The 21,521-nt window shown below is 71.4% G+C and carries 26 protein-coding genes and 1 tRNA gene; 23 read left to right on the top strand and 4 right to left on the bottom strand.

All coding sequences use genetic code 11. The features are described from left to right. Positions 1-33: 33 nt before the first annotated feature. Both CLV68_RS27295 and CLV68_RS27300 read left to right on the top strand, forming a co-directional pair. Complete coding sequence (locus CLV68_RS27295) at positions 34-735, top strand: uracil-DNA glycosylase (RefSeq protein ID WP_121394017.1); 702 nt, start codon at positions 34-36, stop codon at positions 733-735. A 100-nt stretch (positions 736-835) separates the two neighbouring features. Further along, positions 836-1,030 carry a hypothetical protein gene (locus CLV68_RS27300; RefSeq protein WP_147460181.1) on the top strand — a complete coding sequence of 65 codons (195 nt, stop codon included), beginning with the start codon at positions 836-838 and terminating at the stop codon, positions 1,028-1,030. Positions 1,031-1,098: 68 nt separating this feature from the next. Here CLV68_RS27300 and CLV68_RS27305 read toward each other — a convergent pair whose 3' ends face one another. Continuing rightward, positions 1,099-1,944 (bottom strand): helix-turn-helix domain-containing protein, encoded by an 846-nt coding sequence (locus CLV68_RS27305; protein WP_121393782.1) that lies wholly within the window; start codon positions 1,942-1,944, stop codon positions 1,099-1,101. A 376-nt stretch (positions 1,945-2,320) separates the two neighbouring features. Here CLV68_RS27305 and CLV68_RS27310 point away from each other — a divergent pair, with 376 nt between their 5' ends. From CLV68_RS27310 to CLV68_RS27365, 16 genes are all read left to right on the top strand, one after another. Further along, a complete protein-coding gene (locus CLV68_RS27310; protein WP_121393783.1) occupies positions 2,321-2,494 on the top strand; it encodes a DUF397 domain-containing protein in 174 nt (57 codons plus the stop codon). A gap of 159 nt (positions 2,495-2,653) precedes the next feature. Further along, positions 2,654-3,325, top strand: coding sequence for a DUF4129 domain-containing protein (locus tag CLV68_RS27315; protein WP_121393784.1), 672 nt, complete (start codon positions 2,654-2,656; stop codon positions 3,323-3,325). Continuing rightward, a complete protein-coding gene (locus CLV68_RS27320; RefSeq protein WP_121393785.1) occupies positions 3,322-3,642 on the top strand; it encodes a hypothetical protein in 321 nt (106 codons plus the stop codon). The genes CLV68_RS27315 and CLV68_RS27320 overlap by 4 nt, the downstream gene beginning before the upstream one ends. A gap of 8 nt (positions 3,643-3,650) precedes the next feature. Then, a complete protein-coding gene (locus CLV68_RS34270; RefSeq protein ID WP_170224614.1) occupies positions 3,651-3,800 on the top strand; it encodes a hypothetical protein in 150 nt (49 codons plus the stop codon). Beyond that, positions 3,800-4,111, top strand: a complete 312-nt coding sequence (locus CLV68_RS27325) for a hypothetical protein (protein WP_147460182.1) — start codon at positions 3,800-3,802, stop codon at positions 4,109-4,111. The genes CLV68_RS34270 and CLV68_RS27325 overlap by 1 nt, the downstream gene beginning before the upstream one ends. Beyond that, positions 4,108-4,269: a hypothetical protein gene (locus CLV68_RS34275; RefSeq protein ID WP_170224615.1), complete on the top strand. Its 162-nt coding sequence runs from the start codon at positions 4,108-4,110 to the stop codon at positions 4,267-4,269. The genes CLV68_RS27325 and CLV68_RS34275 overlap by 4 nt, the downstream gene beginning before the upstream one ends. Beyond that, positions 4,266-4,427, top strand: a complete 162-nt coding sequence (locus CLV68_RS34280; protein WP_170224616.1) for a hypothetical protein — start codon at positions 4,266-4,268, stop codon at positions 4,425-4,427. The genes CLV68_RS34275 and CLV68_RS34280 overlap by 4 nt, the downstream gene beginning before the upstream one ends. Further along, positions 4,424-4,585: a hypothetical protein gene (locus CLV68_RS34285; RefSeq protein ID WP_170224617.1), complete on the top strand. Its 162-nt coding sequence runs from the start codon at positions 4,424-4,426 to the stop codon at positions 4,583-4,585. The genes CLV68_RS34280 and CLV68_RS34285 overlap by 4 nt, the downstream gene beginning before the upstream one ends. Then, complete coding sequence (locus CLV68_RS27330; RefSeq protein WP_121393787.1) at positions 4,582-5,052, top strand: hypothetical protein; 471 nt, start codon at positions 4,582-4,584, stop codon at positions 5,050-5,052. The genes CLV68_RS34285 and CLV68_RS27330 overlap by 4 nt, the downstream gene beginning before the upstream one ends. Further along, positions 5,049-5,996, top strand: a complete 948-nt coding sequence (locus CLV68_RS27335; protein ID WP_121393788.1) for an AAA family ATPase — start codon at positions 5,049-5,051, stop codon at positions 5,994-5,996. The genes CLV68_RS27330 and CLV68_RS27335 overlap by 4 nt, the downstream gene beginning before the upstream one ends. A gap of 52 nt (positions 5,997-6,048) precedes the next feature. Continuing rightward, complete coding sequence (locus CLV68_RS27340; protein ID WP_121393789.1) at positions 6,049-7,374, top strand: DUF58 domain-containing protein; 1,326 nt, start codon at positions 6,049-6,051, stop codon at positions 7,372-7,374. A 59-nt stretch (positions 7,375-7,433) separates the two neighbouring features. Beyond that, positions 7,434-7,943 carry a hypothetical protein gene (locus CLV68_RS27345; protein WP_147460183.1) on the top strand — a complete coding sequence of 170 codons (510 nt, stop codon included), beginning with the start codon at positions 7,434-7,436 and terminating at the stop codon, positions 7,941-7,943. Positions 7,944-8,045: 102 nt separating this feature from the next. Further along, positions 8,046-9,371 (top strand): NAD(P)/FAD-dependent oxidoreductase, encoded by a 1,326-nt coding sequence (locus tag CLV68_RS27350; RefSeq protein WP_121393791.1) that lies wholly within the window; start codon positions 8,046-8,048, stop codon positions 9,369-9,371. Positions 9,372-9,461: 90 nt separating this feature from the next. Next, positions 9,462-9,538 (top strand) — tRNA-Leu (locus CLV68_RS27355). A 275-nt stretch (positions 9,539-9,813) separates the two neighbouring features. Continuing rightward, positions 9,814-10,563, top strand: coding sequence for a MerR family transcriptional regulator (locus CLV68_RS27360; RefSeq protein WP_121393792.1), 750 nt, complete (start codon positions 9,814-9,816; stop codon positions 10,561-10,563). A gap of 68 nt (positions 10,564-10,631) precedes the next feature. Next, positions 10,632-12,386 (top strand): SDR family oxidoreductase, encoded by a 1,755-nt coding sequence (locus CLV68_RS27365; protein ID WP_121393793.1) that lies wholly within the window; start codon positions 10,632-10,634, stop codon positions 12,384-12,386. A 4-nt stretch (positions 12,387-12,390) separates the two neighbouring features. Here CLV68_RS27365 and CLV68_RS27370 read toward each other — a convergent pair whose 3' ends face one another. Continuing rightward, positions 12,391-12,777: a hypothetical protein gene (locus tag CLV68_RS27370; RefSeq protein ID WP_121393794.1), complete on the bottom strand. Its 387-nt coding sequence runs from the start codon at positions 12,775-12,777 to the stop codon at positions 12,391-12,393. Between the two features lie 74 nt (positions 12,778-12,851). After that, positions 12,852-13,661 (bottom strand): Bax inhibitor-1/YccA family protein, encoded by an 810-nt coding sequence (locus CLV68_RS27375; RefSeq protein WP_121393795.1) that lies wholly within the window; start codon positions 13,659-13,661, stop codon positions 12,852-12,854. A 417-nt stretch (positions 13,662-14,078) separates the two neighbouring features. On the opposite strand from CLV68_RS27375, the gene CLV68_RS27380 reads away from it, so the two are divergent. The 5 genes from CLV68_RS27380 (at position 14,079) to CLV68_RS27400 (ending at position 19,626) form a co-directional block, all read left to right on the top strand. Then, a complete protein-coding gene (locus CLV68_RS27380; RefSeq protein WP_211346790.1) occupies positions 14,079-15,551 on the top strand; it encodes a SpaA isopeptide-forming pilin-related protein in 1,473 nt (490 codons plus the stop codon). A gap of 6 nt (positions 15,552-15,557) precedes the next feature. Continuing rightward, on the top strand, positions 15,558-16,322 hold the full coding sequence (locus CLV68_RS27385) for a class F sortase (RefSeq protein WP_121393796.1): 765 nt from the start codon (positions 15,558-15,560) through the stop codon (positions 16,320-16,322). Between the two features lie 114 nt (positions 16,323-16,436). Continuing rightward, a complete protein-coding gene (locus tag CLV68_RS27390; protein WP_121393797.1) occupies positions 16,437-17,564 on the top strand; it encodes a polysaccharide deacetylase family protein in 1,128 nt (375 codons plus the stop codon). 90 nt (positions 17,565-17,654) lie between these two features. Next, positions 17,655-18,614, top strand: a complete 960-nt coding sequence (locus tag CLV68_RS27395) for an ATP-binding protein (protein WP_121393798.1) — start codon at positions 17,655-17,657, stop codon at positions 18,612-18,614. 139 nt (positions 18,615-18,753) lie between these two features. Next, on the top strand, positions 18,754-19,626 hold the full coding sequence (locus CLV68_RS27400) for a coiled-coil domain-containing protein (protein WP_170224618.1): 873 nt from the start codon (positions 18,754-18,756) through the stop codon (positions 19,624-19,626). 725 nt (positions 19,627-20,351) lie between these two features. Here CLV68_RS27400 and CLV68_RS35805 read toward each other — a convergent pair. Further along, positions 20,352-21,362 carry a polyprenyl synthetase family protein gene (locus CLV68_RS35805; protein ID WP_121393800.1) on the bottom strand — a complete coding sequence of 337 codons (1,011 nt, stop codon included), beginning with the start codon at positions 21,360-21,362 and terminating at the stop codon, positions 20,352-20,354. Positions 21,363-21,521 lie beyond the last annotated feature (159 nt).

Raw genomic sequence — 21,521 nt, forward strand, 5'->3', positions numbered from 1 at the left:
GGCGGGGGCGGTGACGTGGTGTGATTGCTGGTCGTGAGCACCATCGCCGAGTTGGACGGCCGCGTCGTCGAGTGCCGGGCGTGTCCCCGACTGGTCGCCTGGCGCGAGGAGGTCGCCGCCACCAAGCGCGCCGCGTTCCGCGACCAGGACTACTGGGGGCGACCGGTGCCCGGCTTCGGCCCGCCGGACGCCTCGGTGGCCGTCGTCGGCCTCGCCCCTGCCGCGCACGGCGCCAACCGCACCGGCCGCGTGTTCACCGGCGACCGTTCCGGCGACGTCCTCTACGCCGCCATGCACGCCGTCGGCCTGGCGTCGCAGCCCACCGCCACCCACATCGGCGACGGCCTGGAACTGCGCGGCGTGCGGATCACCGCGCCGGTGAAGTGCGCCCCACCGGCCAACAAGCCGACCCCGGCCGAGCGCGACGCGTGCGGGCACTGGCTGGTCGAGGAGTTCGCCCTGCTCCGACCCACCCTGCGCGCGGTCGTCGTCCTCGGCGCCTTCGGTTGGCAGGCCCTGCTTCCGGTGCTGACCGCGATGTGGTCGGTCCCGACGCCGCGCCCCCGGTTCGGCCACGGCGTCGAACACCACCTCGCCGCGGTCGACGGCGGCCCGCCGCTGACCCTGTTCGGCTGCTACCACGTCAGCCAGCAGAACACCTTCACCGGCAGGCTCACCCAGGCGATGGTCGAGGACGTCCTGCGCCGCGCCGCCCGGGTCCGCCCGGGCGAGTGATGTGGACTGAATGGTGGTGTTGACAGCCGCCGTTAAGATCGGGGAAGCGCCACCGCCGCGCCGGGGGAGGGATTTGTCCCAGGCGGATGAGGTAACCACGGTGACTGTGCTGCTCGGTGTGCTGCTGTCATGGGGGTTCGTATTCCTGTCCCCGCGCTTGCTGGTGCGCGGACCGGTGCGGGAGATCAGGGTGCGTGTTCGGCTGTTGCCGGTGCCCGTGCTCGACGTCGTGGTCACCGGGGGCGCCGCGAATGGCGATTCCGGGAAAGCGGGAAGGGCTATTCGGCGGCGGTGACGCTCGGTGTCGGTCGCGGGCGGTGGCGGTCCCTTGTGGGCCGCCACCGTGCGGTCGAGTTGGGACTGTCAGCTTTCGACAAGTTGCCGCAGCAGGGTGGTGGTGTCGGCCTCGGACAGCGCTAACTGCTCGATCGCGAGGAACCGTTCCCAGGCGGCGGTGACGACCTCGCTGTCCCCGGTGGCGAGGTAGTCCTTACCGACCGACTCCTCGAACAGGACGGTGTCGCCGATCTCGTCGTCCAGTTCCAGCAACATGAATCCACCACCCATTCCCGGGTGCGCGCCCGAGGTGAACGGGACGACGCGCAGGGTCGTGCAGTCCTCCGCCGACCGCGCGAGCAGGTGCCGCAGCTGGGCCCGCAGCACCTCGGGGCCGCCGATGGTCCGGCGCACCGCGGCCTCGTCGACCAGCGCGACCATCTTCGGCCGGTCGCTCTCGAACCGGTACTGCCGCTGCAGCCTGCACTCCACCGCGAGGTCCAGATCCACCCCGGAGTAGTGGCTGCCGAGTACGGCCCGCGCGTAGTCGGCGGTCTGCAGGTGCCCCGGCACCAGCACGGGGTGGAACTGGTGGATCGCGGCGGTGGAGCCCTCGTAGGCGAGCAGGCGCCGGAACGGCTCGCTGGTGACCGCGTCGTAGCGGGCGTACCAGGGCTGCTCGCGGCTCTCCTTGGCCACCTCGACCAGGTCCGCGACCACCTCCGGGTCGTGCATCCCGTACTCGGCGAGCAGCGCGCGCAGATCGGTGGTGGAGACGCCCACCGCGGCCTTCTCTATGCGAATCAGTTTCGACACCGACCAGTCCATGGTGGTGGCGACCTCGGGTTGGGTCTTGCCCGCCTGCTCGCGGAATGTCCGCAGGAGTCGGCCGAGCTGGCGCTTGGAGAAGCGGGGGTCCCGTTGTCTTGGCATGGTGCGACTCCGAGGGGGACGATCGGCTACGGGGCGTCATACTATCGAGCGAGTGTCACCCAGCAGAGTGCTACTTGGCTGTCCGCCACCGCGCTCCCTGTTCGGGCGCGTTTCGCAAGGTAGCACGCGCGGACCTGGTTCCGCTGCCCTTTCGCGAAGCCCGCGACCGCGACATCGGCCACCCCGTGGGACTCACCCCGACCCCGGTTGTGGTTACTCTGGGTCGAACTTCTGGTCAGTGGTGACCGGTGCCCCGTGCCCTGCGTTCGGTGCAGAGGTGCTACCCGTGCAGGGGATTCACGGGTCCCCGACAATCGCGGAATAATGCCCGGGTATTGCGCGCCCCGACGGGGGGCCGAAACTCGGAGGGGCTTTGATGAACGCGGTGTTGCCGGAATGGCGAAAGAGTTCCTACAGCGAAAGCGATAATTGCGTCGAACTCGCCAGGTGGTCCGGCGGGAATTCGGTCCGTGATTCGAAGAATCCGGCGCGGAAATTGGAGGTGTCGCGCCGCTCGGTGCGCAGGCTGCTGGCCTTCGTGCGCGCCTAGGCGCCGTCGGCGCGGGTCTGGTGCGCGGGAGCCGCGATCCGGGCGCGGAGCCGCTCGTACCCGGGTGCGGCCGGGCTCGCGAGCGGCGCGCGTCGGACTCGCGGGTCTGCGCCCGGTGACCCTGGTCCACGGGGGCGCCGGTGGGGCAAGCTGGCGCCCATGTCCCCGCGCCTGGCCCCGCCGCTGGTCGCGACCGCGTTGCTGCTGCTCGCGGTCGCCGCCGCCCGCGGCAGCTCGGCGATCCCGGCGGGCCCGGGGACCGCGGCGCCCCCCGACCCCGACCCGGCCGCCGCCCCGGCGGCCACCGCCGCGACCGACCCGAACCCGGTGCTCGACCTCATCAGCGGCATCAGCACCGCCCTGCTGCTGCTCGCGGTGGCGACGATGCTGGTCGTCGGGCTGGTGGGCCTGGCGGCGAACCTGGTCGGCCGCCGCACCCGCCGCGCGCTGCCCGAGCTCGACTGGTCACTCGGCCGGGTCGACGGGGAGGGCGTGTCGGCCGTGCCCCACCTCGCGGCCGCCGCGCGCTCGGCACGCCTGGACCTCACCGGTCCCGCCGCGGGTGACCCGACCAACGCCGTCATCGCCGCCTGGTTGACCCTTGAGCGCGGCGCCGCGCGGCTCGGCACCCCGCGCGCAGCCCACGAGACGCCCACCGAGTTCGCCGAGCACATCCTGGCGGCACACGCCGTCGACCCGCAGGCCCTCGTCGCACTGCGCCGCACGTACCACCGCGCCCGGTTCAGCCCCACCGCCGTGATCACCCCGCGGGATGTCGACGCCGCGGCTGACGCTCTCGCTCGCATCGAGCGCTCCCTGGTGGACCGGTGACGACGGCCATGGAGGTCGTGCTGGGGCTGCTTGCAGGTGCGCTGCGCGGCACGTACCACCGGGCCTGGTTCTGCTCGGCCACCGTGATCACCCTGCGGGACGTCGATGCCGCGGCCGATGCCCATCGCTCGCATCGAGCACTCGCTGGTGGACCGGTGATGACGGCCAGGGAGGTCGTGCTGGGGCTGCTGGCAGGCGCGCTGCGTCGTATGTACCACCGGGCCTGGTTAAGCCCGGCCGCGGTGATCACCGCGCGGGGCGTTGACGCCGCGGCTGACGCCCTCGCCCGCGTCGAGCACTCGCTGGCGGGCCGGTGACGAGGGCCATGGAGGTGGTGCTTGGCCTGCTGGCAGGTGCGCTGCGTCGTGCGTACCACCGGGCTTGGTTCGGCTCGGCCGCCGTGATCACCCTGCGGGACGTCGACGCCGTGGCTGACGCCCTTGCCCGCATCGAGCATTCCCTGGCGGGCCGGTGATGACGGCCATGGAGGTGGTGGTCGGCTTGCTCGCCGGTGCGGTGTGTCGTACGTATTGCCGGGCCTGGTTCAGCTCGGCCACCGTGATCATCCTGCGGGACGTCGACGTCGCGGCTGATGCCCTCGCCCGAGCGCTCCCTGGCGGGCCGGTGATGATGGCGAAGGTGGTCGTGCTGGGGCTGTTTGCCGGTGCGCTGCGTCGTACGTACCACCGAGCCTGGTTCAGCTCGGCCGCCGTGATCACCCCGCGGGACATCGATACCGCGGCTGACGCCCTCGCTCGCATCGAGCACTCCCTGGTGGACCGGTGACGGCGGCCATGGAGGTCGTGCTGGGGCTGCTGGCAGGTGCGCTGCGTCGTGCGTGCCACCGGGCCTGGGTCGGCCCTGCCGCCGTGATCACCCCGCAGAACATTGATACCGCGGCTGACGCTCTCGCCCGTATCGAGCGCTCCTTGGCGGGCCGGTGACGACGGCGAAGGTGGTCGTGCTGGGGCTGCTTGCCGGTGCGCTGCGTCGCATGTACCAGCGCGCCCGGTTCAGCCCCACCGCTGTGATCACCCTGCGGGACGTCGACGCCGTGGCTGACGCCCTTGCCCGCATCGAGCATTCCTTGGTGGGCCGGTGACGACGGCCATGGAGGTGGTGCTCGGCTTGCGCGCCGGTGCGCTGCGTCGTGCGTACCACCGGGCCTGGTTCGGCCCGGCCGCCGTGATCACCCCGCGGGATGTCGACGCCGCGGCTGACGCTCTCGCTCGCATCGAGCGCTCCCTGGTGGACCGGTGACGACGGCCATGGAGGTCGTGCTCGGCCTACTCGCCGGTGCGCTGGTCGTCCTGGTCGCCGCCTGGCCAGGCGGCATCCCGCTGTTCTGGGCGATCGCCATCGCGATCCCGGCCGCCGCGGTCACCGTCGTCGCCGTTCGGGTGTCCGGTCCGCTCGAACCGGTGTGGACCGCCGTCCCGGACGAGACCGCGTCCAGCACCCACCCCCAGCCCGCCACCCTCGCCGCCCGTCTCGCCGAGGCGGCCGAGGACCAGCACCGCTTCCGCACCAGGATCCAGCCCCGGCTCCGCGCCGTCGTCGTCCGGGCGCTCGGGGAGTCCGATGTGGACTCGCCGGCGGTGCGGGCAAGGATCGGGCCGGAGCTGCACCACCTGATCACTTCACCGGTGGCCGTGCTCCCGTCGCCGGAGAGGCTTTCTGCTTTGCTCGGACCCGTGGTAAATGAGTCTCTTGTGGAGGGACGATGACCGTCAGCGAGTCAGCCGAGGCGATCACCAAGGCGGTGGGCGAGGTCGTCGTCGGCAGCGAGCGGGCGTTGCGGTTGACGCTCGCCGCCGTGCTGGCGGGCGGGCACGTCCTGCTGGAAGACGTGCCGGGGTTGGGCAAGACGCTGCTGGCGCGGAGCCTGGCCGGGGCGATCGGGCTGCGGTTCACGCGGTTGCAGTGCACGCCGGACCTGCAACCCGCCGACGTCACCGGGTCGTTCGTGTTCGACCCCACCGAACGGGACTTCACCTTCCGACCGGGGCCCGTCTTCACCGGGCTGCTGCTGGCCGACGAGATCAACCGGACGCCACCCAAGACGCAGTCGGCGCTGCTGGAAGCCATGCAGGAACGGCAAGTCACCGTCGAGGGCCGCACTTTCCCGCTGCCGCGCCCATTCCACGTCCTCGCCACCGCGAACCCCGTGGAGTACGAGGGCACCTACCCGCTCCCGGAAGCCCAACTCGACCGCTTCCTGCTCCGCGTCGACATCGGCTACCCACCGGTCGACCACGAGGTGGAGGTCCTCCGCCGCCGCCTGGCCCGCCGCCGCGAGGAAACCGCTGTCACCACGGTGGTCGACGCGGACGAACTCGCCACCCTCCAAACCGCCGTCGAACAGGTCGACGTCGACCCGGACATCCTCCGCTACTGCGTCGACCTCGCCCGAGCCACCCGAACCCACCCCAACGTCGAAGTCGGCGCCTCCCCGCGCGGCTCCCAAGCCCTCCTCCTCGTATCCCGAGCCCTAGCCCTGATCGACGACCGCGACTACGTCCTCCCCGAAGACGTCAAGTCCTGCGCCGTCCCCGCCCTCGCCCACCGCATCACCCTCCGCCCGGAAACCTGGAGCACCGGCACGACCACCACCGAGATCGTCACCGAACTCCTCCACGCGGTCCCCGGCCCCGCGAGCACCCGCCCGTGACCCGGGACCGACGGAACACGGTCGCCTCGGCGGATCGCACAGGTGGTCGCGCGTGAGTCGGGTGCGGGGGTTCCTGACCGCGCGGCAGGTGGCGGGGCGGGCGGGGTGGCGGGGGACGGACGCGTTGTTCCGGGGGGCCGTGGGTGGGCTCGGACTGGTCGGGGTGGGGGTGGTGTTGCACCGGATCGATCTCGTGGTCATCGGGGTGCCGTTGCTGCTGGCCACTGTCGCGGCGCTCGCGGTGCCGGTGGGTGGGGTTCCGGTTCCGCGGATCGCGCCGTTGCCGCGCAGTGTCGAGGCGGGGGACGGGGCTCGGGCAGTGATCACCGTCGACGCGGGGGCTGGGGTGGAGTTCGTGGCCATCCGGTTGCCCACGCCGGGTGGGGTGGCGCTCGGGCCGGTCCAGCTGGTGCCGGGCGGCGCGCGGACGCTGCGGGCCGCGGTGCGGTGGAATGCCTGGGGTGAGGGGGTCGACCTGCGGCCGGACCACCTCGCGGCTGGGCGGGACGCGCTGCTGATCAGCGGGCCGGTGGTCGGGGTGGAGACCAGGCGGACGGTGCTGCCGCCGGTCGTGCCGCTCGACCCGGGGCCGCTGCCGCCGCGGGTGTCCGGGCTGGTCGGGGCGCACCGGTCGCGGCGGGCGGGGGACGGGGTCGAGCTGCGGGCCGTGCGGCCGTTCCACCCGGGCGACCGGCTGCGCAGGATCGACTGGCGGGTGACCCTGCGCGCGGGTGCCGCGACCGGGGACCCGCTGGCCGTCCCGCACGTTCGCGAACAGCACGCCGAGGTCGACGCGGACCTGGTGCTGGTGCTCGACTCCCTGGCCGACGTCACCGCCGACCTCGCCGACTGGTCCACCTCGGTGCCCGGCGTGCAGGTCCGCCCCGGCGGCAGCCTGGACACCGCCGTCCGCGCCGCCGCCTCCCTCGCCGCCGTTTACCTGCGCCAAGGCGACCGCGTCGGACTGATCGACCTCGGCCACCCGCAGCTGTCCCTGCCACCCGGCATCGGTCTGCGCCAGCTCACCCGCCTGCGCCACCAGCTCGTCGCCTGCTCGCGCGCCTCGGGCCGGGCGTCGCGCCCGGTGCTCCTCCCCAGGCAGATCCCCCCGGGCGCGGTGGTCGTCTTCCTCTCCCCGTTCCTCGACGACGCCACCGCCACCGCGGCCACCACCACCGCCCGCCACCACCTGGTGATCGCCGTCGACACCCTCCCCAGTCCCCTGGTAGCCGATACCCACACCCCGTGGGGCGAGGTCGTCCGCCAGATCCTCACCGCCGAACACCACGCCCGCCGCAACGCCCTGCGCGCCAACGGCGTAGCCGTCGTCACCACCCCCGAGGCGGTCCCCGCCACCCTCCGCCGAGTCCGCCCATGACCACGCCGAGTACCGGCCCGCTTGGTCGGCGCCGCCATGACCGTCCCGGACCACCGCCCATGACCAGCGTGGATGTAGGCCGTGGTTGGTCCGCGTGGTGGCTGCGCGGTGCTGCCGGTGTGGCTGCGGCGGGGATGCTGTTGGATCTAGGGCTCAGCGGTGTGTCCACTGTCATGTTCGTCATCGCCGCTCTCTTAGCGCTCGCCAGCGTGCTGCTCCCCGCTTCACCGGCTCCTCTAGTCCTCATCTGCTGCGCCGCGCTCAGCGTCGCCCTCACCGGCGATGACCCCCTCAGGCCCGCCGTCCTAGTCCTGATTCCGCTGGTCCACGCCTTGCACCTAACCTGCGCCCTAGCCGGACTCCTCCCTAGAGGCGCCCGCTTCGACCCCGCCGCCTTACGCCCGACCCTCCGCCGGGCAGCAGGGGTCCAGGCGGTCGCGCTAGGGCTGGCGGGGGTCGCGGTTGTGCTGCCCGCCACGCGTACACCCGAACCGGTGGAGTTGATCGCGTTACTGTCGATCGCCGGTCTCGCACTGCTCGTGATCACCGCTCGTCGGGGCGGTCGGTAGCCCGGCGACGGGCGTCACACCAGCGGAAACTCGCCAGCGACCGGGGTCACACCAACACAGGGGCGCCTCGCGGTGACCCCACACCAGTGCCACGATGGGGACATGGCGCATGGAAAGTCGGAGCCCACCCGGATCCTGATCCTCGGTGGCGGCTACGTCGGGCTGTACACCGCGCTCGGCCTGCAGCGCAAGCTGCGCTCCGGCGAGGCGTCGGTCACCGTGGTCGACCCGCAGCCGCACATGACCTACCAGCCGTTCCTGCCCGAGGCCGCCGCAGGCGCGATCGAGCCGAGGCACGTTGTCGTGCCGCTGCGCCGCGCGCTCAAGCGCTGCCACGTGATCACCGCGCGCGCCCGGTCGATCGAGCACGCCCGCAAGGTCGTCACCATCGAGGCGCCCGACGGCCACACCGAGGAGCTGGGCTACGACGTGCTGGTCGTGGCGCTCGGCTCGGTGGCCCGGTTGCTGCCCATCCCCGGCCTGGTCGAGCACGGCATCTCGTTCAAGACCATCGGCGAGGCGATCTACCTGCGCAACCACGTGATGAGCAAGCTCGACGAGGCCGACAGCACGCTGGACCCCGAGCTGCGCAAGCGGTTGCTCACCTTCACCTTCGTCGGCGGCGGCTTCGCGGGCATCGAGGCGCTCGGCGAGCTCGAGGACATGGCCCGCTTCGCCACCCAGTACTACAAGAACATCAGCCCCGAGGACCTGCGCTTCGTCATGGTCGAGGCGGCGGGCCGGGTGCTGCCCGAGGTGCGCGAGAGCCTGGGTGTCTACACGGTGATGCAGCTGGAGAAGCGCGGCATCGAGGTGTACCTGTCCACGCTGGCCAAGTCGTTCGAGAACGGGCACGTGGTGCTCTCCGACGGCACCGAGTTCGACAGCGACACCATCGTGTGGACCGCCGGGGTCAAGTCGAACCCGGTGCTCGCCGCGTCGGACCTGCCGCTGACCAAGCAGGGCCGACTGCGCGCCACCGCCGCCATGCGCGTCGAGGGCCTGCCGGACGCGTGGACCGCCGGTGACTGCGCCGCGGTCCCCGACCTGTCGCGCACCGAGGACGACCCCACCGCGATCTGCGCCCCCAACGCCCAGAACGCGGTGCGCCAGGCCAGGCTGCTGGCCCGCAACATCGTCACCGCCCTGCGCGGCGACGAGCCCAAGGACTACTTCCACAAGAACATCGGCTCGGTCGCCAGCCTCGGTCTGCACAAGGGCGTCGGCGACGTGTTCAACATCAAGGCCAAGGGCTTCCTCGCCTGGGCCATGCACCGCGCCTACCACGTCAAGGCGATGCCGACCTTCAACCGCAAGGTCCGCATCACGCTGGACTGGTTAACTGGCGGCCTGTTCCGGCGTGAGGTGATCTCGATGGGCCAGATCAACGACCCCAAGGCGGAGTTCGCCAGGGTCTCCAAGGGCTGAGGGGCAAACGGCCCAACTCCGGTTGGGCCACCCGGCCGGAGTTGTCACAAACCCGTCCCCAGCCCGCCTGTCGCACCTTAGGCTGCCGCTGCCCCCGTAGCCCAACAGGCAGAGGCAGCCCCCTTAAAAGGGGTCGAGTGCCGGTTCGAATCCGGTCGGGGGCACCAAAGCAGGACAGCAGTCCGCTAGGGACGTCCATTCGGCGATCGTCCACTGGACCACAGTCGCGGTGGTGATTCACCGTTGCGCGCGCGGTCCCGCTGTCCGTCCACACAGGCACGGCACCCGGGATGTGTCCGGGTGCCGTGCGCTGCTGTCCGCTCCCTGGGCGGTCCGAGTCGCCGGGGATGTCCCGCGCCCACCCGTTGTTGGGACTTTTCGGACCCGGCCCGGATCGAGTGTCCACTGTGGATCTCTCGACACAGCGCCTAAGCTCGTCCGGGTGGCGGAGTACCGGATCGACGACCTGGCGCGGGCGGCGGGCACGTCCGTGCGCAACGTGCGGGTCTACCAGGACCGGGAGCTGCTGCCGCCGCCCGCCCGGCGCGGGCGCACCGCGGTCTACTCCGACGCGCACCTGGCCCGGTTGCGGCTGATCCTCAACATGCTCGACCGCGGCTACGCCTTCGCCCAGATCAAGGAGATGCTCGACGCCTGGCAGGCCGGGCACAGCCTCGCCGACGTGCTCGGCCTGGAGGCGGCCGCGGGCGCGGCGTCGTCGCACGAGCAGCCGACCGTGGTGTCCATGGCGCAGCTGGTGCGGATGTTCGGCACCCAGGTGACCCCGGCGACCCTGCGCACCGCCCTTGAGCTGGGCGTGCTGCAGCGGCGCGGTGCGCAGCTGGTCGCGCCCAGCATGAAGCTGCTGGAGGCGGGCCACGAGCTGGTCAGGCTGAACGTGCCGCTGGCGGACGCGTTGGCGCTGGCCGCGGAGCTGCAAGCGGAGACGGACAGGGTGGCCGCGCTGCTGGTCGGCCTGGTCCGCAGGTACGTGCTCGACCCCAAGGGCCCGGACTGGCTGCCCAGCGGCGACGAGCTGCCGCACTTCGCCGACGTCATCTCCCGGCTGCACCCGCTGGTGATGTCCGCGGTCGGCGCCGCGGTCGACCGGTCGGCGAGCCGGGTCATCCCCGAGGTCATCGGCGACCGGTTGATCGCCCTGGCCGAGCGGGCCAGGGGCCGGGCGGAATGACACCCTTGCAGCGTGACAACGGCGATTGTAACGTTCGCCATTGTCAAGAACCCGGGTGAGGAGCCGCCATGGCCAGCGAACCGCGCCACCTGCCCCCCACCGGGCCCCGCCGCCGCACCGTCGGCACCGACGACGTCGACCTGGCCGTCTTCAGCGAGGGCGACCCGGCGTCGCCCACGATCCTGCTGGTGCACGGCTTCCCCGACACCCACCGCCTCTGGGACGGCCTGGCCGAACGCCTGGTGGGCGACTACCACGTCGTCCGCTACGACGTGCGCGGCGCTGGCGAGTCGACCGCCCCGCGCAAGACCGCCGCGTACCGGACCGAGTTGCTGGCCGAGGACCTGTTCGCCGTCGCCGACGCGGTCAGCCCGAACCGCCCGGTGCACGTCGTCGCGCACGACTGGGGTTCCATCCAGGCGTGGGCCGCGGTCACCGCGCCGCGCGCCAAGACCAGGATCGCGTCGTTCACCTCGGTCTCCGGGCCTCACCTCGACCACATCGGCCAGTGGACCCGCCGCAGGCTCACCCACCCCACCCCGGCCAACCTGGTGCAGGTCGCCACCCAGCTCGCGCACTCCTGGTACATCGCCGCGTTCCACCTCCCCGTGCTGCCCGCCCTCGCCTGGCGCACCGTGATCGGCCCCCGCTGGGGCGGCATCCTGCGCCGGGTCGAGGGTGTCGACTCGACCCCCGCGCCGACGATCGGCACCGACGCGGCCAACGGCGTGCGCCTCTACCGCGCGAACATGCTCACCAGCGCTGCCAAGCCCGCGCCCGGCCCGACCGAGGTGCCCGTCCAGGTCGTGCTCCCCACGCGGGACAGGTTCGTCACCGCGGCACTCGCCGAGGACCTGGAGCGCTGGGTCCCCCGGCTGTGGCGGCGCCGGATCGTCGCCGGGCACTGGGTTCCGCTGTCGCACCCGGAAGCCCTGGCGCGCATGGTCGAGGACTTCGTGGAGCACGTCTCCGGCGCCCCGATGACGCGCAGCCTGCAACGGGCCCGCGCGGGCCGTGCAGAGGGTTTCACCAACCGGCTCGTGGTGGTGACGGGCGCGGGCAAGGGCATCGGTAGGGCTACCGCGCACGCGTTTGCGGCTAGAGGAGCCGAAGTTGTGGTCGCCGACGTCGACATCGAGGCCGCGCGTCGCACTGCTGCGGAGATCGGACCGGCCGCTTACCCGTACCTGGTCGATGTGTCTGACGCCGACGCCGTGCGCGCGTTCGCCGAGGACATCACCGACCAGCACGGCACCCCCGACGTCGTGGTCAACAACGCCGGGATCGGCATGGCGGGCCCGTTCCTGGCCACGACCGCGCGCGACTGGCAGCGGATCACCGACGTCAACCTGCTCGGCGTCGTCAACGGCTGCCGCGAGTTCGGCGCGCTGATGGCCGAGGCGGGGGAGGGCGGCCACATCGTCAACATCTCCTCGGCCGCCGCATACACCCCTAGCCGCTCCCTCTCCGCTTACGCGGCAAGCAAAGCAGCGGTGTTAGCGCTATCGGACTGCGTTCGCGCTGAGTTCGTCGACCACGGCATCGGTGTCACGGCAGTCTGTCCCGGTGTTGTGGCTACCGACATCACGAACACGACCACGTTCACCGGCGCCGACGACCTGGAGCAGCAACGGATGCGGCAGAAGGCGACAAAGGCTTACGCGCGCCGCGGATTCACCCCGGACCGGGTCGCCGAGGAGATCGTCCGCGCCGTCGACCACGGCACCCCGGTCGTCGCCGTCACCCCGGAGGCCAAGTTGGCCCGCTTCGGGTCCCGGTTCGCCCCCGGCTTGATGCGCCGCGTCGCCAGGCTGATCGGCTGATCCCTCAGAGCCTGCCCGGCCGAAGGATCCCCGCCGCCAACACCAACAGGCTGCCGAACAGCGCGTTCCAGGCGCCCACCTGAAGATCACCCAGGTCGACCACTTCGCGCGCCCGCACCACCCACACGACCATGGTCGCGGCCAGGATGATCCCGCCCAACTGCAGGATCCCCTTGGCGCGGAACATCCCCACCACCGCGAGCAACGCCCCGATCGCCAGCGGCAGGGTCAACGACCCCAGCACCGGCGCGCTCTCCCTGGTGACCCCGCTGAACAGGTCCGACAACGGCAGCGTGGTGCCCACCCGGTCCTCGTACCACGCCCGGAACGCGCCGAAGGCGACCACGGCCACCCCGACCAGGCACATCAGCCACGACATCAGTGCGCGCACGAGATCGACTCTAAGGCCAAACAAGAGGGGCGCCCAACCGGCCGGTTGGGCGCCCCTGTCGTGCTGGCGGGTGATCAGTCGCTGCTCTGCAGCATGTAGAGCAGGCGCAGGATCTCCAGGTACAGCCAGACCAGGGTGGTCATCAGGCCGAAGGCGACGTACCAGGCGAACTTCGACGGGGTGCCGGAGCGGATCATCTGGTCGGCCATGTCGAAGTCGAGCAGGAAGTTGAACGCGGCGATGCCGATGAACAGCAGGCTGATGCCGATGCCCAGCGGTCCGGCGTCGCGGATGCCCATGTTCACGCCGAACATCGACAGCACCAGGTTGACCAGCATCAGACCGGCGGCGCCGACGGTGGCCCCGATGATCCACTTGGTCAGCTTCGGGGTGACCTTGACCGCGCCGGTCTTGTAGACCACCAGCATCGTGATGAACACCAGCGCCGTGCCCAGGATGGCCTGGAACGCGATACCGGGGACGAACATCTCGAAAACGCCGGTGATGGCACCGAGGAACAGGCCCTCGGCAGCGGAGTAGGTCAGCACGAGCGCGGGGCTCGGGGTCTTCTTGAAGATGATGACGAGCGAGATGACCAGGCCGACGAGCGCGCCGATGATCATCGGCGGGTACGGGCTGAGGTCCTTGCCGAGCACGAGCACCGCGGTGATGACGCCCACCACGACGGCGACGCCGAGGGTGACCGCGGTCTTGGTGACCACGTCGTCGACGGTCATCGGGCGGTCGCCGGTGCCCGCTGGCGCGCTGGGGCTGCCGTACCCGGGCGGGTAGCCCTGGTGCTGGTAGCCCTGGGCCTGGGGCTGGAAGCCCGCGTAACCGCCCTGCGGCAGGTTGCGGAACGCGGGGTTGCTGGTAGAACGCACCTGATCCTCCTGGGCCTGGATGGCGCCTGCTGACGGTCAACGATCGACCCGGCCGACCGGTTCCCGCTGGGTAAAACCCACTTTACCCACATTCGGCGCAACGCAGGGCAGGCACCGCCGATTCCCGCACGGCACACCGAGCGTGACCGTCCAGGCGCACACTACGCCGTCCGGTACCCCACATGCCGCCCGACCTCGGCGCCGACCTGCGGGAACGCCGCAGGGTAACCATGATCAACTCCACTGGGTTGGCGGATTGCCCGGTGCCCCGCCCACCCAGCAGGCTCGCACGGAAGGTGCGCGCCCCGGTCCCCATCCGCTCTCCCCCGCGGCGGGCCGCACCGCCAGAGCAGTTCCCCGCACTTCAAGCGCCGACGGCCGTGCGCTGCCCCGGCGCGGCAAGGAGCCGACCGAACCATGCGGCGATCCACACTCGGTGCCCGGCTGACCTCTGCGGTGGCGACGGTGGCCACCCTGTCGGCGGCGTTACTCGTCGTCGGCGCCTCACCGGCCGCAGCCGACTACCAGAAGGGCCTCGGTGTCGGGGTGGCCCCCCAGCCGTACCGGGGCGCGCCGCCCACCTCGACGGAGGACTGGCTCGGGTCCTACGTCGTCGGCGGCAAGCAGGTCTGGTGCGTCAAGTTCGCCTTCAAGGAACCCGACACCAACGAGGTCTACCAACCGGGCGACGTGCTCAAGACCAAGTACGGCGACGCCCTGTCCCCGACCCAGGCCGCGGACATCTCCTACCTGCTGCTGCGCTACGCCGAGACCAAGGACGCCACCGAGGCCGCCGCCCTGGCGCACCTGCTGCACCAGTGGACCGCGGCCCCGCGCAGCCCGGCCGACCTGAACCCGGCGACCAACGGGTTCCGCACCATCGCCTACGACATCGCCTTCCACGACCGCGAACTCGCCCAGAAGGCCCCGGCCGTGGTGCAGGCCGTCGGCAGGCTGCGGGCCGACGCCACCGCCAACCACGGCCCGTGGACGACGGCGCTGACCAAGCCGACCAAGCCGCAGGTCATCGGCACCGCGGACACCTGGACCGCCGAGGTGCGCGGCGCGGGCGGCAGCGGCGTCGGCAAGGTCCCGGTCAAGGTCGTGCTGACCGACGCGACCTCCGGCGGCAAGACCGAGCTGACCGCGACCACCAAGGACAACGGCGGACCCATCGCGCTGGAGGTCGTGCCGACCGGGCCGAAGCCGTCGGTGTCGATCTCCCTTCTCGCGCCTGCCGACCAGCCGGTCGTGCAGCACACGGTCAAGGACGGCACCCAGAGCGTCGTGTCCACCGGCGGTGAGAAGCAGCTCAAGGCGGCAGCCGACACCACCGCCGTCACCGCGCCCGGCGCCGTCTCGGTGGCCAAGGTCGACGAGAAGACCGGGCAGGGCATCGCCTCGGTGTCGTTGAAGGTCACCGGCGCCGACAAGACCACCCCGGCCGTCGGCCAGGACGGCAAGCCCCTCGTCGGCGCGGACGGCAAGCCGCTGGTCGTGGTGACCGGCGCGGACGGCAAGGCAGCGGTGCCGAACCTGCGCACCCCGCAGGAGGTCTGCGTCACCGAGGTCGCCGCGCCGCCCGGCTACGAGCAGTCCTTCGACCCGGCCAAGCCGCCGTCGGCGTGCGGGAAGCTCGAACCGGGCAAGACGCTGGAACTGCGGCTGGTCAACAAGCCCAACGTGCCGACCGTCCCGCAGACCATCCCCGCGGGCGACGGTCCGACCAACGCCGCGGCCGTGGTCGACGAGTCCGGCCCGTCCGTCGGCCTGCTCGTCGCCCTCGGCGCGCTGCTGCTGTTCGCGGGCGGCGCGGGTACCGCCCTGTGGCGCAAGGGCCGCGGTCCGGTCGTGGTCGGGCGCCGCATGCGCAAGGACTGGGGGCACTGACCCGGCATGGCTCGCCGTAGCTCGACGCTCGCCCCACCCGCCGTCGCGGGTGGGGCGGGCGTGCTCGTGCTCCTGGTCTGCGGGCTGACCTTCGCCTCGCCGACACCGGTGCAGGGCCTCCCGCTGCCCGCCCAGCCGGGCCTGCAGCTCACCGCCATCCGCAAGGCCGCCGCCGACAGCGACGCCGCCCTGGCCGGGCTGCGGTCGCAGATCAAGCCGAAACCCGCCGAACCGACCACGACCGCACCAGCGCGACCGCCGCAGCCGACCGCCACCCAGCCACCCACCCAGGCCCAGCCCGCCCCGCCCGCACCGCCGCGCCAGGCCGCCGGGCAGCGCCCCGGCACGCTCCGGCTCGCCAAGGGCGGCACCGCGACCCTGGTGCGCAAGGAACTGGGCCCGGACGCCACGCTGCCGGTCCCGAGCGGGGTCAGGGAGGCCACCTGGTGGGGCGCCGGTCTCGACGCCCCAGCGGGCGCGTCGGTGTTCGCCGGGCACGTCAACTGGAAGGGCGCCACCGGGCCGTTCGCCGAGCTGTGGAGCTCCCGGGTCGGCGACCTCGTCTCGGTCGTCGACGACAAGGGCACCCAGTGGCGCTACCGGGTGACCCAGGTGGAGACGGTCGGCAAGCACGACCTGCCAGCCAGGGCCGAGGAGTTCTTCGGGCAGACCGGGCCGCACCGGGTCGTCCTCGTCACCTGCGGCGGCCAGTGGGTCGGCGGGGCGGACGGCTACGAGTCGAACCGGGTGGTCGTCGCCGTCCCGGCCTGAGCCACCCGCGCGGGCCACGTCCGGGGGACACCGGGTGGCAACGCGTCATCGGCACGCGCGTCCCTTCTCAGGGGAAGCGGCAATTCGGGGAGCGGTGGCAGGGGAGGGACGCGAATGTCGACCAGGAGGCGTTGGGAGTTCATCGTCGTCGGGGCGGCGGTGGTCCTGGCATTCGTCGTCCTCGTCTTCGTCGGCACCGTCCGACCGCAACAGCACGGGCAGGTGCGCGAACCGGAACCGCACCCGCAGGCATCCGCCGGACCGCCGAAGTGGATGCGGAAGCTGAACCCGGGCGAGAAACCGCCGCAGTTCGTGCTGTTCTCGTTCGACGGCGCCGGATCGCACGAGCACTGGCAGAAGTTCTTGCCACTTGCCAGAAGCGTGAACGCGCATTTCTCCGGGTTCCTGTCCGGGATCTACATGCTGACCGACGCGCAGAAGGCGGAGTACACCGGACCCGGCCACAAACCCGGTCGCGCGTCGATCGGATTCGGCGGATCGGCCGAGGACGTGCGCGCGTTGATCGGCGACCTCAACACCGCCGTCGACCAGGGCAACGAGGTCGGCACCCACTACAACGGGCACTTCTGCCACGGGTCCGAGCCCAGCGTCGGCCGGTGGGACACCGCGCAGTGGAACTCCGAGCTGGACCAGTTCTTCGCGTTCGTCGACCGCGGTAGAGCGATGGGCCTCAAGGTCGACCCGAAGACCATCAAGGGCGGCCGGACACCGTGCCTGGAGGGCGACTTCGACGTGCTGCTGCCGGTTCTGGCGCGGCGCGGCATGACCTACGACACCAGCCAGGTCTCGGATGGACTCGCCTGGCCCACGACACAGCACGGGGTGTGGGAATTTGCCATGCCCTCGGTTCGGGTGCCGGGGCTGAAGTACAAGAAGACAATCATGATGGACTACAACCTCTGGTACCTGCTCAACAAGGCCAAGGACGAACCCGCGCGGGCCGCGGAGTTCACCGGGGTGGTGTTCGACACCTACGAACGCGCCTACCAGGCCGCTTTCGACGGGAACAGGGCGCCGGTGGTGGTGGGCAACCACTTCAACACCTGGTCCGGCGGCGCGTTCACCGCGGCGACGGAGAAGTTCATGGGGTCGGTGTGCGCGAAACCGGAGACGGTGTGCGCCACCTACTCCGAGGTCGTGGAATGGCTGGGCCTGCAGGACCCGGCGGTGCTCGACGCGTTCCGGAAAATGCCGAACGCGCAGATCGCCCAACCGAGCTGATCACATTCGGGTGGTCCTGCTTGCGTTGGATAATGATAACCGATACCAGTAGTGGGGTCAGATCCACCCGGAGCACACCCGGAGACCCCCGTGAAGATCGCCTTCGTCGGCAAGGGCGGCAGCGGCAAGACCACGCTGGCGTCGTTGTTCCTGCGCCACCTCGCCGCGGAAACCCCCGCGCCGCCCCTGCTCGGCATCGACGCCGACATCAACCAGCACCTGGCCGCCGCACTCGGTGCCGGGGACGACCACCAGCAGCCCACCCTCGGTGAGCACATGTCGGTCATCAAGGACCACCTGCGCGGCGACAACCCGCGGGTGCACTCGGCGGGCGACATGATCAAGACGACCCCGCCCGGCCGCGGCTCGCGGTTGATCGGGATCGACGACGACAACCCGCTCTACACCCGGTTCGTCCGCGTGGTCGACGGCGTCCGGCTGGCCGCCACCGGGCCGTTCACCGAGTCCGACCTCGGGGTGTCCTGCTACCACTCGAAGGTCGGCGCGGTCGAGCTGCTGCTCAACCACATGGTCGACGGCGCGGGAGAATACGCGGTGGTCGACATGACCGCGGGGGCCGATTCGTTCGCCTCCGGGCTGTTCACCCGATTCGATGTCACCTTCCTGGTGTGCGAGCCCACGCTGCGCAGCGTCGGGGTGTACCGCCAGTACCTCGACTACGCGCGCGACTTCGACGTGCGGGTCGCGGTGGTCGGCAACAAGGTCATCGATGCCGACGACGTCGCCTTCCTGCGCCAGCACGTCGGTGCCGACCTGCTCACCTGGATCGGCCGCTCCGACCACGTCCGCGCGGCAGAACGCGGCGACATCCGGCCGGTCGAGCAGCTCGAACCGGCCAACCGCGACGCGCTGCGCTCGATGCGCGCCCTGGTCGACGGGGTCGAGCAGGACTGGCCGAAGTTCCACCGGCAGACCGTGGAGTTCCACCTGCGCAACGCCACCGCGTGGGCCAACGGCCGCGCGGGCCGCGACCTGGCCGACCAGGTCGACCCCGGGTTCGTGCCGGGACCGGTGTCGCTGGCGGGCTAGCGGAGGGGGTCAACGGTTCCCGGCAGGCAGGTGCCCACGTGGCATCCCGGGGCTGTTGTGCCCCCTCTGCGGGGTGATGTGTCACCCGGTCGAGCGGCCTTCATGTTGCCGCCGGTGGCCTCGCGGGTACGGTCGTCCCATGGGCCCCCAGCAGGATCACCCCGAGTTCGGCGTGTCGCGGCACGGCTACGACCGGACCCAGGTGAAGCGGTACCTCGGCACCCTCGCCGAGCAGCACGCGGCGACCACCGCCGAGCGCGACGAGGCACGGGCGCGCACCGAGGAGTTGGACGGCCAGCTGCAGCTGGCCAGGCGCGAGATCGCCGCCCTCACCGAACGCCTCGACAAGATCGGCAACGCCGCCGCCGCGTCCTCGGCCCCCAACGCCGCCGAACGCGCCGCCCGCGCCGTCGCCACCGCCGAGGCCCAGGCCGCGGAGATCACCGCCCGCGCCGAGGCCGCCGCCGACACCGCGTGGTCCGCCGCCGAGGCCGCCTCCACCGCCCTGCGCGACCGCTACCGCGCACTGATGGCCGACGTGGAGAAGCGCCACACCGAACTGCACGAGGCCCACGAACAGCTCATGTCCGACACCCGCGCCAAGGTCGAGGACATGACCACCGCCGCGACGGCCCGCCAACGCACCACCGACGACCAGGCCGAACGCGACCGCCAGCGCGTGGAACAGCAGTTCCAGCAGGAACTCACCACCCGCCGCACCGACCTCGACACCGAGATCACCACGGCCCGCGCCACCGCCACCGCCGAAGCCACCCGAGTGGTCCAGACCGCCACCGACGAAGCCGCCAAGCGCATCGCCACGGCCACCAGCCAGGTAGAACGCCTCACCGCCCTCCGCGAACAACTAGCGGGTCGCCTGCGCGGCACCTCGGAACTGCTAACCCAAAGCACCCACCTCCTAGAACCCCTGGCCGCAGAGTCCGAAATGGACGAACTAGCCGCCAACGCCCCCACCGCCAAGAACCTCCCCATCCCCCAGAAAACCAGCTAACCCCACCCCTCCGCCCCACCCCACCACTCGGCGCCCCACCCCTCCCTCGGCGCCCCCGCCCCCGCCCCCGCCGCTCAAGATCAACTCCGCTCCGGGGGCCCACCCTCCCGGGGCCCGGGGCCCCATCTCTGAACCTATCGCCCCCGCCGATCTGTCAATAGGGCTTGGCCGGGGGCTGTGGATGGTTGCCGGGGTTGTGGACAAGTCCCCGGGCTGAACGATCGCCGGCCCATAGCGGCCGGCCCAAGCCGGGTGAACACTTGGCGACGGCGGTCTCCACCCGGCCTTCACGATCGTTGGCCCCCACGCGCCCCCGAACAACGTTGGCCGACCACGCGCTCCTCGGAGTCGCTGGTGCCAACCCAGCTCGATGGGGCGGACTTGTTTTGTGTGGGGGAGGACTGCCCGTAGCGTCGTTCGCGGACAGGGCCATGCTTTTCGGCCCCTGCTTTGCGGTCCTGCCACGGGTAGTTCAGGGGCCCCGCGCAAAACAAGTTCGCCGCATCGAGCAAAGCTCGAAACTCGCGCCAGGCCAATGCCGAAGGCGAGGCGTTGATCATCGACGGCGAAGCCGAGCAAGAGAGCCGGACACCCCTCAGCTCAAGATCAAACCCGCCACAGCAGCCCCCGATACACAGCTTACCGACCAGCACCGACAAAACGGTCAGAGTGAGCAGTCACCCTGTGGACAACCCACCCCCTGCGGAAACCCACCAGCACCCCCCTCACCGCTCCCGATGCGCCAAGTGATCCGCCAACACCCCCAAGCTCTCCGCCGCCACCCCCACCGGCGACGCCTCCGCCAACGCCGCAGCAGCCAACGCCAAATGCCGCTCAGCCTCAGAAAGCGCCCACTCCCGCCCCCCAGCCGAACTGATCAACCCCGCCACCCGAACCTGCTCAGCAGAAGAAAGCTCACCCTCCACATCCAGGTACACAGCAGCCAACTCAGCCCCAGCAACAGTTCCCGAGTTCAACGCAGCCACCACCGGCAGCGACTTCTTGCGGTGCACCAGATCCGCCCCCGGCTTCCCCATCGTCTCGGGATCGCCCCAGATCCCCAGCACGTCATCAACCAGCTGGAAAGCCATCCCCAGGTGCTCGCCCATGTCGCGCAGCAGGGCCACCCGGTGAGCAGAAGCGCCGCCGAAGAGGGCGCCCAGGGCGGTGGCGCAGGCCATGACGGCGCCGGTTTTTCCGGCGGCCATGGCTTCGCACTCGGCCACGGTGACCGTGCGGCGGTGCGGGAAGTCGGCGTCGGCGCTCTGGCCGTCCATGAGGCGCCACAGGGCTTCGGTGAGTTGGGGCAGGGCGCGGTCGGCGTGGGGGCCCGCGGCGAGGACGCGCAGGGCCAGGGCCCACAGGGCGTCGCCCGCCAGCAGGGCGGTGGGGACGCCGAACACCGCCCAGGCCGTGCCCCGGTGCCTGCGGGTGCGGTCGCCGTCCATGATGTCGTCGTGCAGCAACGAGAAGTTGTGCACCAGTTCGATCGCCACCGCCGCGGGCACCGCGTCGACCGGGTCGCCGCCGACCGCCTGGGCTGACAACAGGGTCAGCGCGGAGCGCACCATCTTGCCGCTGTCGCCGCTGACCGGCAGGCCGCAGACATCCAGCCAGCCGAAGTGGTAGCACGCTATCCGCCTCATGGCAGGCGGGAGCGAGTCGACGGCGGCACGCAGCGCAGGCAGCACCGCGGTGCGGCTCTCGGCAAGCAGCTGCTCGATACCGGGACCCATTCCTCGCGCTTTCTCCGTCGACCTCGATGGCGGCCCCTGAATGATCCCGTGCACCTGCACACCCGCCGGTGATCTTTTCGGGTGATCTCGGTGCCACCACACCCCCGCACGGCCCAACCCCGGCCGCGCACCGTGGTGGGAGCGCTGCCGCACAGGTGA

It is taken from the genome of Actinokineospora cianjurensis, from assembly GCF_003663795.1.
GTDB lineage: Bacteria > Actinomycetota > Actinomycetes > Mycobacteriales > Pseudonocardiaceae > Actinokineospora > Actinokineospora terrae.